Source organism: Gemmatimonas aurantiaca (assembly GCF_037190085.1).
In the GTDB taxonomy this organism is placed as follows: Bacteria; Gemmatimonadota; Gemmatimonadetes; order Gemmatimonadales; family Gemmatimonadaceae; genus Gemmatimonas; species Gemmatimonas aurantiaca_A.
The window spans coordinates 190341-204016 of record NZ_JBBCJO010000001.1 but is presented as its reverse complement, the minus strand read 5'-3'; the positions used below and the strand labels follow the sequence as shown (position 1 = coordinate 204016).

General features: G+C 66.3%; 10 protein-coding genes. 4 read left to right on the top strand and 6 right to left on the bottom strand.

Annotated elements, in window-relative coordinates; translation table 11 throughout:
- Window positions 1–42 precede the first annotated feature (42 nt).
- Genes WG208_RS00850 through WG208_RS00840 form a run of 3 tightly spaced genes read right to left on the bottom strand, consistent with a single transcriptional unit; the run spans window position 43 to window position 4868 of the window.
- Window positions 43–1593 carry a hypothetical protein gene (locus WG208_RS00850; protein ID WP_337169417.1) on the bottom strand — a complete coding sequence of 517 codons (1551 nt, stop codon included), beginning with the start codon at window positions 1591–1593 and terminating at the stop codon, window positions 43–45.
- A gap of 56 nt (window positions 1594–1649) precedes the next feature.
- The gene (locus tag WG208_RS00845) at window positions 1650–2960 is read right to left on the bottom strand and encodes a CitMHS family transporter (protein ID WP_337169416.1); all 1311 of its coding nucleotides are present in this window, start codon (window positions 2958–2960) and stop codon (window positions 1650–1652) included.
- Window positions 2961–2999: 39 nt separating this feature from the next.
- Window positions 3000–4868, bottom strand: a complete 1869-nt coding sequence (locus WG208_RS00840; protein WP_337169415.1) for a CocE/NonD family hydrolase — start codon at window positions 4866–4868, stop codon at window positions 3000–3002.
- A gap of 255 nt (window positions 4869–5123) precedes the next feature.
- On the opposite strand from WG208_RS00840, the gene WG208_RS00835 reads away from it, so the two are divergent.
- The 4 genes from WG208_RS00835 (at window position 5124) to WG208_RS00820 (ending at window position 10764) form a co-directional block, all read left to right on the top strand.
- Complete coding sequence (locus tag WG208_RS00835; protein WP_337169414.1) at window positions 5124–5891, top strand: hypothetical protein; 768 nt, start codon at window positions 5124–5126, stop codon at window positions 5889–5891.
- Between the two features lie 79 nt (window positions 5892–5970).
- Window positions 5971–8685 carry a carboxypeptidase regulatory-like domain-containing protein gene (locus WG208_RS00830; RefSeq protein WP_337169413.1) on the top strand — a complete coding sequence of 905 codons (2715 nt, stop codon included), beginning with the start codon at window positions 5971–5973 and terminating at the stop codon, window positions 8683–8685.
- A 173-nt stretch (window positions 8686–8858) separates the two neighbouring features.
- The gene (locus WG208_RS00825; protein ID WP_337169412.1) at window positions 8859–9308 is read left to right on the top strand and encodes a hypothetical protein; all 450 of its coding nucleotides are present in this window, start codon (window positions 8859–8861) and stop codon (window positions 9306–9308) included.
- A 61-nt stretch (window positions 9309–9369) separates the two neighbouring features.
- A complete protein-coding gene (locus tag WG208_RS00820) occupies window positions 9370–10764 on the top strand; it encodes a carboxypeptidase regulatory-like domain-containing protein (RefSeq protein WP_337169411.1) in 1395 nt (464 codons plus the stop codon).
- A 91-nt stretch (window positions 10765–10855) separates the two neighbouring features.
- On the opposite strand, the gene WG208_RS00815 is transcribed toward WG208_RS00820, so the two are convergent.
- From WG208_RS00815 to WG208_RS00805, 3 genes are all read right to left on the bottom strand, one after another.
- Complete coding sequence (locus WG208_RS00815; RefSeq protein ID WP_337169410.1) at window positions 10856–11452, bottom strand: hypothetical protein; 597 nt, start codon at window positions 11450–11452, stop codon at window positions 10856–10858.
- A 34-nt stretch (window positions 11453–11486) separates the two neighbouring features.
- Window positions 11487–12671, bottom strand: a complete 1185-nt coding sequence (locus WG208_RS00810; RefSeq protein WP_337169409.1) for a hypothetical protein — start codon at window positions 12669–12671, stop codon at window positions 11487–11489.
- Window positions 12672–12797: 126 nt separating this feature from the next.
- Entirely contained in the window at window positions 12798–13676 is an 879-nt protein-coding gene (locus WG208_RS00805; protein WP_337169408.1) for a hypothetical protein, read from the bottom strand.

Below are 13676 nucleotides of genomic sequence, written 5' to 3'. Positions count from 1 at the left end.
GTTGCCTGATGCGCTTTCAATCCAGAAGAATCCGTGATACCCCTAGCAATTCGAGCCCCCTACTTGGTTCCTACCAAACGCCAGCGGCCAGCACGCCAGCGCAATCGGCACGAACAGTTGCCCCCAGTAGTTCACGAGCCCGCCCCGGAGGTCATGCCCCGGATTGCCGAACACCAGCATGACCGCGAGCGGCGAAAGGACTGCCAGCAACAGAAACACCCGACCCGCACGCGCCGACGCCTCGGCATCCGTCGAACGGGTCCCACGCCAGATGCCGACCACTCCGGTCACCACGAGCGCAAACAGCAGCCCGTTGGTTCCCGAAAACACATCGCCAAACACCGAGATCGCGGTCAGCGAAAATGCCACGCCGCCCTGCCGATAATCGAGATGGCCGGTCCGCCCGGTGATGTGCGTCATCACCTGCCACGCGTGCATGGCGTAGCCCACCGCAAACACCAGCAGCCCCACCACCCACGGCCGCACTGCCCGCCAATCTGCCGATGAGATCACCGACGCCCTGCCGGCCGTCGCCATCTCTCCCGACGATGATGACTTCGGCCTCGGTGCCCATATCGTCAGTGCGCTCACGGCTCCCACTCCCAGCAGATACGCCAGGATCTCGCGCGTGAGCGCCGCCAGTGTCAGCAAGCCGACCGCCGCCCACAGCCAGCCCATCGACCCATGCCGACGCGCGTACAGGAGCGCCGCGATGCCACACAGCGCGATGCAGGCCGCCGGCAGATCGATGTAGGTCACATACACCGAAATCGCGACCCCCATGCCATAGGTGAGCACCGCCGCGGCCGCGAGCGGCGCCCACGCGGCTCCCCCCAGCGTGGCTGCGATCACACCCGCTGCGATGCCACCCGCCGAAACGAACAACAGAAAGATCGGCACGATGAGAAACGCATCGGCCGGCACCGCACGCCACAGCCAGTAGTAGGTGGGCAGTCGATACGATGTCACCGTGGCCGGCAGGTCTCCATGCACATGCAAACCCAGCCACGCATCGCGGAATGCCTCGTAGTGCCCCTGTCCCCCATGCAGCAGATGGAAGAAGCGCCGATACAGTTCATCATCGAGGATGTAAGTCCCCGCCTCGGGCACCGCGCGCAACGTCGACGCCGCCAACGGACCATACGCCACCAGCGGATGGATGCCGCCCACCAGCAACGGCACCCAGAAGTTCGCGAGCAACAGCACCATCAGTCCGATCACACAGACACGAACGATCCGCGCGTCGTGCGCAGGCCACCGGTCACGCAACGCCCGCACACCATACGCCGCCGCGGCCGACAGCAGCGTGATCTGCAACCACACGCCCGCACCGGCCTGATCGAACACCAGACGGGGCGGCGATACGATGGTCATCACCGCGCCCACCACCGCCGCCGTCGCGATCGCGCCATTCGTGTCGCGCGACAACAGGGCCGCACTCACCCCGAGAAACACCGCGATCTGCGGCGCGCCCACAAAAAACAGCAACCCGTTGCTGACGATGAGATACGCCACGGCCAGGACCACACCCAGCCGGAGCCACTCCCGCCACCCGGCGATTCGCGAAACCGGGGAACCAGACACTGATGTCACGAACGAACCGGAAGAAGAGTGGAGGCGGAGCAGACCAACAGTGGATCAACAGTGATTCAGGAATGGAACGGCACGATCCCTGTGATCAGCGCCGTGATCAGCAACACCAGCGCCGTCAGCAACGCCCAGCGGAATGTGAAGCGCTGGTGCGCATCGAAGTCCACGCCGCACAGCCCCACCAACAGGAACGTCGACGGCACGAGTGGCGAGAGCAGATGCACCGGCTGTCCGATGAGGGAGGCCCGCGCCATCTCCACGCCATGAATGCCGTACTGCTCGCCCGCGCGGGCCAGGATGGGCAGCACGCCGTAGTAGAACGCGTCGTTGGAAATGAAGAACGTGAACGGGATGCTCAACAGTCCCCCGACCACCGCGAAGTGGGGACCCACACCGGGTGGTACGAGTTGCACGACACTGTCGGCCATCGCGTCGATCATTTTCGTGCCGCTCAATATGCCCGTGAACACACCGGCCGCGAAGATCAGCCCGACCACCGCCAGCGCATTGCCCGCGTGGCGCGTGAGCAGCGCCTTCTGTTCATCGATGGATGGATAGTTGAGTACCAGCGCGACGGCGAACGCCACCATGAACAGCACGGGCAGCGGCATCGCCGCGGCGACCAGTGCCGCCAGCAGTACCACGGTGAGCAGCGCGTTCACTATCAGACGGTCGGGTCGGCGATGTGTGTGATCGTCGTCATCCACCACGAGCCCCTGCGTGTCGCTTCCCTCCACCTCTTGCGACCCCAGGCCCGCCAGCCGCTGTTGTTCGGCCACACCGAGACGGTACGCCACATACAGCACCCAGGCGATACCCATCACCATCGATGGCACGAGCGGTGTGAACACCTCTCCGACCTCGAGGGCCAGCGCCGAGGAGGCCCGCGCGGTGGGACCACCCCAGGGCAGCAGATTCATGACACCCGACGCCAGCATCGTCACACAGGCCAGCACGAGCGGCCGCAATCGCATGCGTCGATACACCGGCAGCATCGCCGCGGTGGTGATCATGTACGTGGTCGACCCGTCTCCATCGAGTGACACCAGCAGGGCCAGCGCGGCCGACCCGACGACCACCCGGACCGGATCACCGTGCACCAGGCGCACGAGCCGCTGCACGAATGGCTCGAACAGCCCCGCATCGAGCATGATGGCGAAGTACAGGATGGCGAACAGCAGCATCACACCGGTGGGCGCCAGCTTCGTCACGCCGGCCAGCATCATCTCCCCCAGCGAGGCGCCGAACCCGGCCAGCAGACCGAACGTGACCGGCACCAGAATGAGTGCCGTCATGGGCGACAGGCGCCGGGTCATGATCGCCGTCATGAACACGATGACGAGCGCGTACGCAAGCACCGTGAGTGTCATGGGCCTCTCATGCGAGTGTCATGGCAGTGGCCTGCACGGTCAACGCGCCGGCACGAGCGGCAGCACGATGTGCGACGGATACCGCGCGCTGTGCTGCACCGCGATGTCCGTACTGATCATGCGGCGGTTCCGGCCCAGCGGCTCACCGGTATTCGGATTCACATCGAAGCGCGGGAAGTTGCTGCTCGAGATGTCCACGCGGATCCGGTGTCCCTTCTTGAACACGTTCGCGGTGGGAAACGGGGCGATGGTGAAGGCATACACGGCGCCGGGCGTGAGCATCACGGCATGCTCGCGCGTGGCGCGGTACCGGCCGCGTACGATGGCGTCGGTGAGATTGAGATCGAAACCACCGGGCCAGTCGGTGCTGGAGGGGTACACATCGACGAGTTTGGCCGTGAAGTCCGCGTCGACGGTGCTCGCCGATGCGTACAGCGTGACCGTGATGGGTCCCACGATGGTCATGTCCTCGGCCAGCGGTTCGCTCTGGAACACGACCACATCGGAGCGGGTGCGCAGCGGCAACCACGGCGCGGCCGACGGAGGGAACCGCGGATCCTCGCGCTGATCGTAGGCGCCGTCCCTGAGACGCGCCGACGCCCCGCCGCCGATGGTCGGTACCGGACGCCGCGGATCGAAGGTGTACACCGTCTGCGAGCGCACCGCGGTGGGTTTGTTCTGCGACAGCGAGCCATCGGCGTGGAAATACCACGACTGAAAACGAGTGCCCGCCAACGGCCATTCGTTCGCGTCACGCCAGTAGCCGCCATGCATGAGGCGACCCTCGGCGGTTTTGTGTCCATCACCCGTGCCCATGACGAACAACCGCACCGGTGCATCCTGTCGCGCACCGGTGGGCGTATTCTTCAGCGTGAAATCGAACCACCGCACCGTGTAGTCGGCCTCGAAATCGGGAATCGCCGCGCTGTCACCGAAGGCCACATCACCGGCGAAGGCGCGGGTGTTGCCATGGTGCGTCCACGGACCGACCAGGAGACGCTGCGGTGCGCGCTTGAGCCTGCGCAGCGCGCTGAAATTCTCGAACGTGCCGGCGAGGAAGATGTCGTACCATCCCCCCACATGCAGCATGGGTACATCGGCGGTCTGCGGGTAGTGTTCGTTCCAGGCCAGCATCGGATCCTTCCAGAACGTGTCGTAGTCGGCGCGCTCGAAAAAATCGAGATACCAGCCCTCGTACTGCGGATCGACCGACAGCGGATTGAGCCCGCGACGGAACGGCTGCACACCGTACCAGTCCTCGACTTTCTCTTTCGTCAGCAACGCCTTCACATCGGGCGTGCGCGCATCCGCCAGCAGCTGGCTCCAGGCCCAGGTGAGCTGCCGCCCCATCTCGTAGGTGCCGCGAAAGCGCACGCCGTGATCCCAGCCGTTGGCCATGCCGCCCATGTTGATCAGCAGCGACCGGAGCGATGGCGGATTGTACTGCGCCGCGCCGGCCTGCTCATGCGCGGCGAACGAGGTCCCGAACATGCCCACCGCACCATTTGCCCAAGGCTGCCGCGCCAGCCACTCGATCACATCGTAGCCGTCGGTGGCGTCGGCGGGCTGCACCTTGCTGAATGTGCCCTGGGACTTGTAGCGGCCCCTGGTGTCCTGCACCGCCACGACATACCCGCGCTCGCAGTAGAACGTGGCCTGCGGGCGCATGGACTGTTTGTTGTAGGGCGTCCGGTTGAGCAGCACCGGCAACCGTTCGTCGACGGGAACCCCATTCCGGACGGGCCGGTAGATATCCGTGGCCATGTGCAGGCCATCGCGCACCGGAATCATCCGGTCCGCTTCGGTCAGCCGGCACCCGTACTGCGCGGGTGACGAGGGCCAGCCGGCGGGCGGCATGTACGGGGCTTCCTGCGCAGGCAATCCGGGCGGTGTGGCGCCCAGGAGCACCACGCACCATGTCCCACGGACCCACCATCGAGCCGCGCGCCGGTTTCCGCGGGCAGAACACGAGGGACGTAAAGAAGTGCCGACCATGGCCCAAAGTGCGCCCGCGTCGGTGTTCCCGCCATTGGACGCCATCTCATGTCACCACGGGGCCGGAGCGTGCACGGCGACCTTGAGGCGTGCCCACAAAGGCCCCATGTTTCAGGGATGAGGCCCTCCCGCCTGGCTCTCGCACCCCTTCTCGCACTCCTCGTCACCATGGCCCCGGCCCTCGGCGGTGTATCGTCGGGACCCGGATCACTCGAGGCCCAGCAAGCCCCGACACTGGCTGCCGGACCGACGCCCGTGCCGTTCGGCCGCCGGCAGATGGTGGGATTCGTGCGCGACGCCAAAGGGGAACCCCTGGATGGCGTCACGGTGGAGGTGCATGGCCAACGCAGCACCACCGACGGGCGCGGTGCGTTCGCGCTGCTCACGACGCTGGTGGATACGGCCAGTATCGCGTTGCGCCGCGTGGGATTCGAACCACTCGATGCATTCATCAGCACACGCAACGGCATGTGGGACACGGTCATCGTGCAGATGGATCCCACGGTCACCACGTTGAGCAGTGTCGCGGTGAAGGAAACCTTCGCCACCCGGGCCAGTGCCGTGCGCGGGTTCGAGGAGCGACGCGGCCGTGGGCTCGGCCAGTTCGTGACACGCGATGAGATCGTCGATCGCGGTTCGCAGAAACTCACCGACATCCTGCGCTCGAAGAAAGGCGTGATGATCGTGCGCGGCCGTCTGCGGTTTGCCGCGTTCGCAGGCAGTCGCGGCACGACCTGTCAGCCCAACGTCTTTCTCGACGGCGCCCGCGCGCCGGGCATGGAAGTCGACGAGATCTCCGCGCAATCGGTCGAAGCCCTCGAGCTGTATCCGAACCTCTCCACCATTCCGATCGAGTTCCAGACGATCGGTACGAACACCACGCCCTGCGGTACGATCGCGATCTGGACGCGCACACCGAATTCCCGGAGCCGCTGACGCGCCCGCCAAGGGCGTCCCCTCCGGGGCGCCCTCCGAGGTGCATCCTTCGGCCCGCCCTTCCGAGCCACTGGACACCATGTCCCTGCGCCGCCCGTCTCTCCCGTGGTTCCGGTGGTTCCTGTGCATGGCGGTCGTGCTGTCCGGTGCGATCGCACCGCAGCGTGCCCTGGCCCAGTTGCCGGATATCCGGGGCACGGTGATCGACAGCGCGAACCGCACCCCGGTGACCGGGGCCGTCGTCATGTTGCTCGACGAGACGGGCAGCATGCTGACGCGCACCATCGTGTCGGAGCGAGGCCTGTATCGCCTCCTGCGCCTGCCGGACGCGAGGCGTCTGCGTGTGGTCCGGCTGGGGTTTGTCCCCGTGACATTGTCGCTGGACCTGGCGACCGGTCGCCCGGCGGGCGGTTACATGCTGGACGTTCGCATGGCGCCGCTCGTCCGTCCTCTCGACGAGATCGAAGTGACGGCGCCCGTCGCGCGTGGGTGTGAGACGCGCGCCGATCATATCCGCTCACTCACGTTGCTCGACGCCGCACGCGCCGGTGTGCTGGCCACGGTCGTCGCCAGCGAACACGATCCGCCGCGGCTCACAATGCTGCAGTTCGAACGCGTACTGGAAGCCAATGGCCTCGATGTGGTGCGTCAGTCGGTGCGGGTGGATTCGTCACCGGCGGCCGCGACGTCGTTCAATGCGGTGCATTCCACGGCGGACTTCCTCGCCAACGGTTTTCGTGCCGGACGGGAGGGGGAATACACGTTCTACAGTCCCGACGCGCAGGTGTTGCTGGACGAACGATTCCCCCGCGGCTACTGCTTCGATGTGGTACCCTCGGACACGGCGCACCGCACGCATGTGGGCCTGCACTTCGCGCCCGCGCAGCGCCGACGCGGTCGCGTGGATATAGACGGTACACTGTGGATCGACACGGCCACGCGCGCGTTGTCGGAGCTCACGTTCCGTTACGTGGGCCTCGACCGGCTTTCGGAGAGCCTGGGCGCCGGTGGACACATCGGGTTCCGGTCACTGCCCAGTGGCGTCACCTTCATCGACCGCTGGCAGCTCCGGCTCGTGAGTGCGCCACCCGACGGTGGACCGGGCGCACCAGCCGTGGCGACCTATCAGGTGCGGGAAGTGGGCGGCGAACTGGCGGAAGCCCGTTGGGCGGATGGGCGGGTGTGGCATGCGTCGCTGGCCACCGCGCACATCACGGCGGTGGGCGACGGTAACCGGCCGGCCCCCGATGCGCGTCTCCGGCTGGTGGGCACCGAATACCGTGCGGTCGCCGACGCCCGCGGACGCGCCATCATTCCCAACCTCCTACCCGGTCCGTACACGATTGCGGTAGAAGACCCGCTGCTGAGCACGCTCGATCTGACGTTGCCCACGCGGCGCGCCTTCGTGGCCGTTCGAAGCGCCGCCATCGTGGTGCGGGTCGAACTGCCGCCGCCGATCTCGCTGGCGCAGACGCTGTGTGAACGCACCGACGCGCCACGTCCCAACGAAAGCTGGGTGATCGGGCGCATCCTGGACGACGCCGGTCGGCCGGTGGACGGCGTGCGCTGGCGGGTGTACGAGGGTGAGGACGGCCAGTGGAAATCCCGCGGCGACGGGGTGGCCGGTGGCCGCGATGGCGTGTTTGCCTTCTGCCGGGGCGTTGGCCGAGGCCGGACCATCGAAGTGGCGGCCTCCCTGCGTGGCCGCGAGGTCCTGCGGGTGCGCCGCGTGCTGGACGCTCCACTGGTGGCCGTCGCGATCCGGCTGCCCCGCCCGGTGGCGCAGCAGCAGGTGAGCACGCCGGCGACGGCCTCCTCCACCGGCGTGCTCACCGTGTCCGGCATGGTGATCGACTCGGCCACAGGCCGGCCGCTGGCCGACGCTCGCGTACGGGTGGTGGGCACACCTTTCGAGGGCGCTACCGACGAACAGGGCCGGTTCGTGATCGGCGGGCTGCCCGCAGGCCGGTACGTGGTGGAGCTAGCCACCGCGACGCTGGATGCACTCGGTCTGATATCGCGGCGGAGGCTCGAGGTGCAGGCGGATCTGCCGCCGCTCGTCCTGACCGTGCCTGCCGTGGCCGACGCGCGCGCTGTGGCCTGCCGCGCGAACGGGACGCCCGGCCGCAGTCTCATCGTTGGGCGTCTGTCCGCGCCCGGCGACAACCTCGCCGCTCTCTCAGGGTACCGGGTCGTGGCGGCTTGGGATGGCGCGCCTTTCAGTGCGCCTACCGGTGGGACTCCCGGTGGGACTGCCAGCGGGTTCGTGCGCGTGATTCCCGACCCCAACTCGGGCACCTTCCGCATCTGCGATGCGCCCGTCGACCGTCCGCTGATGATCACGGCCGAAGCGGATCATCCGGGCAGCGGATGGGCGCACCGCGCGGTCACGCTGTCGGCGCCGGATGCCCTGGCTCGCGTGGACTTGGTGCTCGACGCGACCGCGACCGCGCCGGCCACGTGGTCGGGCACGGTGGTCGCCGACTCCGGCGAAAGCCCGGTGAGTGGATCGGATGTGGTCCTCACCAATCTGGGTGTCACCTTGCGGACCAATCAGCTGGGGCAATTCCGGATTCACGGATTGCCGACCGGGCCACATCTGGCGCATGTTCGCATGCCGGGGTTCGAACCCTGGGCGGGCACGCTGGAGATCGGTCCCGGTCAGGCCGTTGAGCAGCAGATCGTGCTGGTCCGGACGGGTCGACGCGAAGAAGCGTCCGCTCCGGTGGCAGGGATCCGGTCGATCTCGTCCGGCGTGCATTGTCCCTGCAGTTGTTCGTTCGCGGTTCACTAGCGGTTCCTAGCGGTTCAAGAGCTGTTCATTCGCTATTCGTTGTCCGTTCGTTCACCCTGACCGGAATCCCGACAATGCACCGTTCCCTCCTGATCTGCATGGCAGCCCTCATCGGCCTCTCGGCTTGTGCTTCGAACCCGTCCGAACGGGAAACGCGAGTCCAGACCCAATCCATGGGCCGCTCCGAGGTCGGCCGGATCAACGTCACGTCCGTCGTGGAGGCCGACATCATCACGGTCCCGTACGATGCCGATGCCGTGTACCGCGTGATGCAGGCCGCCTACGATTCGCTGGGCATTCCGATCACCGGTCTCGACCCGGCAAAGAAGACCATCGAGAACAGCGGGGTCAAGATCCGCAATCGCCTCGGCAAGATGCCCATCAGCACCTATCTCGATTGCGGCAACTCGCAGATCGGCCCGAACGCCGATTCGTACGACGTGTATCTAAACGTCTCCACCAAGGTCACCCCGGGGCCTGCGGCTGGGACGGCAAGGCTGGCCACGCTGCTCGAAGCCCAGGCGCGACCGGCCACGTACAACCAGGCTTACAGTGTCTGCTCCACCAGGGGTGTGCTGGAACAGAAGCTGGCCGACGTCGTGAAGGCGCGTCTGGCCAAGTAATCGCTACTCCCTGGATGGTGCCAATACGCAGTGCCACCCGCCCCACTCTTCCCCGTTGTCGATGAAGGTTTTTCGATATTTCCTGTTCACTTCGGTCATCCTGGTTTCGCTGATCGCGATGCATCCGGTGTCTCTCGCCGGCCAGGGTACCGACGCGCGTGCGCCCGGCGTCTCGGTGACGGGCATCGCCTACGACAGTCTGCGTGGGACACCGCTCAGCAACGCGTTCGTCATTCTGCAGGAGCGTTCGCGCAGCACGACGAGTGACGAGCGCGGTCGGTTCCGCTTCGATTCGGTGCCGCCGGGCACGTACACGTTTGCGATGCAGCATGCGGCGTTCGACTCGCTTGGCCTCTCTGGGGCAACGACGCGGGTCACGGTTACCGACGGCAAGGCGCCCGTGGTGTTGTCGGTGCCGAGTCTGGCGACGTTCTGGCGTACGGCGTGCGCCGGCATGCCCGTGCCTCAGCGCGACACGGGTATCGTGTTCGGGACGGTGCGGGAGGCCGTGACCAGAGGCCCGTTGCACGAGGCGTGGGTGGAACTGGCCTGGCTCGATCTCGTGAAGGTCGATCCGTCGAAGACGAGCGTGAACATCGCCCAGCGTCGATGGAAGAGCGAAGTGCAGGCCGACCGCGAGGGAGGGTATGCCATCTGCGGGGTGCCAGTGGGTACGGCGCTCACGCTGCGCGCATTCAACCTCGCGGGCTCGACACCGGGTATCGAAATGTCGGGTGTGCACGAGTTCGTGCGACGCATCGATGTGGTCCTGCCGGGATCGGCGGAGGCGAAACAGCGTCACGGCACGGTGCGTGGCACGGTGCTCGACCGCGGCGGTTACGGGCTGCGTGACATCAGGGTGAAGATCGGTGCGGTCGAGGCGCTGTCCGACGGCAACGGGAACTTTCTGCTGCGCAATGTGCCCGCAGGCACCAGTCAGATCGACGTGGCCGCGGTGGGATACAACCCGGCCAGCGCGGCGGTGGATCTGTTCGCCGACGACACGGTCACGGTCACGCTCAGCACCTACCGGTTGACCGCGCTGGACACGATGAAGGTGCGAGCTGCATCGGCAGCGGGAAACTTCCGTCTCCAGCAATTCGAGGAGCGGCGGCGTCAGGGATACGGCAGTGTCATGGATTCCACGCAGATTGGTCGTCGCGCCACGCTGTCAGCGGCGTTCCAGGGGATGCCGGGGGTGACGATCGAACAGCGGTCCGCAAACGGTCGACGATTCGACATCTACCTCTATTCTACCGGCATGGGCAATTGCCTGGCCAACATCATGGTCGATGGCATGCAGCAGCCCGACTCGGATATCCTGGCCACCATGTCGCCCTCCGACATCGCGGCCATCGAAGTGTATCAGCAACGCACGACGGTGCCGACCGAATTGTTGCGGGCCCAGCAGACATGCGGGTTGGTGGTCGTCTGGACGAAACGGGCGTTCAAGTAACACCGCGCGCGGCTGGTCGGGATGGGCCCGTCAAACGACGACACCCGGCAATGAATCATCGATTGCCCGGTGTCGTCGTTTGTCTGGATCCTCACACGGTGCCGGGTCCGCGGCGACCGGGACCGCCTCCACCACCCGGGCGGGTGCCGAGCTTGTCTTGCAACATCTTCTGCACCTTCTCCTGGTGCTTCTCCAGCAGTTCAGTGGCCGTCTTCTGCTGATCCGCATCGAGGGTCGCCACGACCTCTTTCGTATCGGCGTCGTGACTCGCGCGGATGTCGCGCACCACGCCCTGCATGGATTCGCGCGCCACCGCCAATCGTGCTTCGTCTTCCGCTGAAGGGGCCACGCTGGGCCGCATCTGCTTTTTCAGCGAATCGACGAGCAGGTAACGCTCCTTGTTCGCGGCCTGCAGTTTCTCGTCGGCGGCTTTGATGCCCGTCACCTGCGCGTCCGTGAGCTTGAGCTGCTTTTTCTTGTCCAGCAGCATCGCCAGCGGACTGGCTTCCACAAAATCCTTGCCCGAGATCGACGGCCCCTTGGGGGAATCCCCCGCCACCGCCTTCCAGTCGGCATCCTTCGAGCCCATGCCCCGGCCACCACCACCACGTTGCGCCGACGCAACAGCCGGAAGCGCGACCAGGACCACCGCCAGTACCGCAGCACGCACCATCGGGACACGTGTCATCGTGACCTCGGAGAAAGAGGGAGGAACGGGAATTTCACGTCCGCGCCACGTGCGCGAACAGATCCTTCCGCACCGCCGGATTGCTGATCTTCCACAGCACGCCATCCGTGAAGTAGTGATGGATGTTGATGAACATCAGAATGAGGATCGGCGCCGCGTAGGCGGGACCTTCGCCGAACACCGAGCCGATCACGCCCATGAGCGCGACGGGCATCACCTGCGCCACCAGCAGGCTGATGCCCAGCAGCAGCACGGCGTATACGACCATGTGCATGACCACACGACCACTCACCGCATGGTCCGGGTCGTGCACCACGGTGCCGGCACCACTGGCGCGGTTGAACTCCACACGCACGGGGAATGACAGGTACTGAATGGCGTGCGCGATCTGCACCCAGAACAACGCCTTCGGATCGCGGGCCATGACGGCGTACCACACGAAGATCGCCAGCCAGGCCGTGATGGCCAGCAGCGGGGGATTCACGCCCGTCCGGCGGCGCATGCGCAGCAACCCCCAGGCGCCCAGCACGAACGCCACCACCGTGGCCGCACTGGCCACCTGGTAGACGATCTCGACCCGTGAGGGATCGCGGAGCTGCGTGTACAGGAACCACGCCAGATGCCAGGCCAGCAGGATGCGCAGACTGGTGCGGATCAGTCGGCGCTCAGTGGCATCGAACCCGGTACCGGCCAGCCACGCAAACGACGCCATCATGCCCCACACCTGCCCGGTGTAGTGCCAGGCAAGGTACACGCTGGCGATGGTCACCAGTCCGATGCCGAGCGTCTGTGTCCAGTCCACCAGCACGATGGCCGCGATGATGTACGCGAAGAGCAACGCCGGAATGCCGAAGCTGGCCCACTTGTGTTCGAGCATCATGGCCCGGCTGCCATACACCAGCCGGTACGACGCCAGGAAGTGCGGCATGTTGATGGCCGCCGCGATCCAGGCCTGCACACCCGCGCCCACGAGCACGAGATCCGTGCGCCCGCTCAGGAGCAGCGGCACCATGATCAGCATCGACAGCCCGCCAACGGCGAGCCAGTCGAAGACCGGTGACACCATGGAGCCGCGGCGCGCCGAAGGGCCAGCGCGGCCGGGATCCGTGGTCGCGACGCGGGTCGACGCATCGGTACCGGCGTTGCCGGTGATGGCGCCACCACCGGCAATGCCGGCCCGGGCAGCGGCACGCCGTTCCCGTCGGGTCGGAGCCTTCATGAGGACGGATGAGGGGAAACAGGGGACGGGAAACACACGGGGGCCGCCGATATACCGGCGGCCCCCGTGGATGGACAGCTCACGACCCGTGCATCAAAACGGGTGGTGTTCGTCCGTCTGTCGGACTCAGAGTCCCGACGGCGGACGACGATCCCACACGAACGCACCGGCCGGCACCTGGAAAGCTGCCGTCTGCGGCGTGCGCGCGCCCGGGGTCGACGCCGGATACACGATCAGGGAGATCGCCGATCCGGCCACGGTGGTGCCCGGGGTGGCCGGCGTATCGATCTTGCCGTTCGCGCCCGCCGAGGAGAAGGCCTTCACACCCTGCAGTGCGGGCATGTCGGCAAACATGTTCGTGGTGGCACCGGCCCGGCGGACGTTGTACGTGATGTTGGCCGGATCGACCAGCACGTACGACGACTTGGACATGCCCGGCACGTTGGCCCACGTCGGTGAAGCCGGCGCGGTGGCACCGGTCACGAAGGCGCGCACGTCGATGGCTTCTTCAGTGGCGTTGATGACCCGGAGCGCCACCTTGGCGCCTGGATCGGCCACGTCTTCCGCCCAGTTGGCCAGCTTGAGCGTACCGGCACGCCCACGGCCCCACATGATGTAGGTGTAGTTGGTGCCGGCCGTGAGGTTGGCCGTCCCCGTGAACACCTTGGTCGACGCGATCGACTGGATGGTGTCGTCGAGGAACACCACGTACTGTCGCGGCTGCGTGGCGTTGCTGGCCTTGTACTGGGTCAGCACGGACGCCGTCACACCGGAGGTGGTGGTGGGCTGCTCGCGGAAGAGCTGCCGGAAGTGCATCGAGTTTTCGAGGAGGTCGACGAACCGGAAGTCCACGCCATAGGCGCCTGCCGTATCGGGCGAGGCGTTGATGAAGCGGACGCCGGCCGTTGGCACGAGAGGTGTCGTGATGACCTCGTCGGGACGGCACGCGCTCAGCGCGGCCGCCGCCGCTGCTGCCACGACCGAGAGACGAAGAATGCTGCGCAT

Excerpts from the sequence above, each read along its gene's own strand:
- WG208_RS00845 (WP_337169416.1), bottom strand. The coding sequence starts at position 2,960 with ATGACACTCACGGTGCTTGCGTACGCGCTCGTCATCGTGTTCATGACG.
- WG208_RS00835 (WP_337169414.1), top strand. The coding sequence starts at position 5,124 with ATGGCCCCGGCCCTCGGCGGTGTATCGTCGGGACCCGGATCACTCGAG.
- WG208_RS00830 (WP_337169413.1), top strand. The coding sequence starts at position 5,971 with ATGTCCCTGCGCCGCCCGTCTCTCCCGTGGTTCCGGTGGTTCCTGTGC.
- WG208_RS00825 (WP_337169412.1), top strand. The coding sequence starts at position 8,859 with ATGGGCCGCTCCGAGGTCGGCCGGATCAACGTCACGTCCGTCGTGGAG.
- WG208_RS00820 (WP_337169411.1), top strand. The coding sequence starts at position 9,370 with ATGAAGGTTTTTCGATATTTCCTGTTCACTTCGGTCATCCTGGTTTCG.
- WG208_RS00815 (WP_337169410.1), bottom strand. The coding sequence starts at position 11,452 with ATGACACGTGTCCCGATGGTGCGTGCTGCGGTACTGGCGGTGGTCCTG.
- WG208_RS00810 (WP_337169409.1), bottom strand. The coding sequence starts at position 12,671 with ATGAAGGCTCCGACCCGACGGGAACGGCGTGCCGCTGCCCGGGCCGGC.
- WG208_RS00805 (WP_337169408.1), bottom strand. The coding sequence starts at position 13,676 with ATGCGCAGCATTCTTCGTCTCTCGGTCGTGGCAGCAGCGGCGGCGGCC.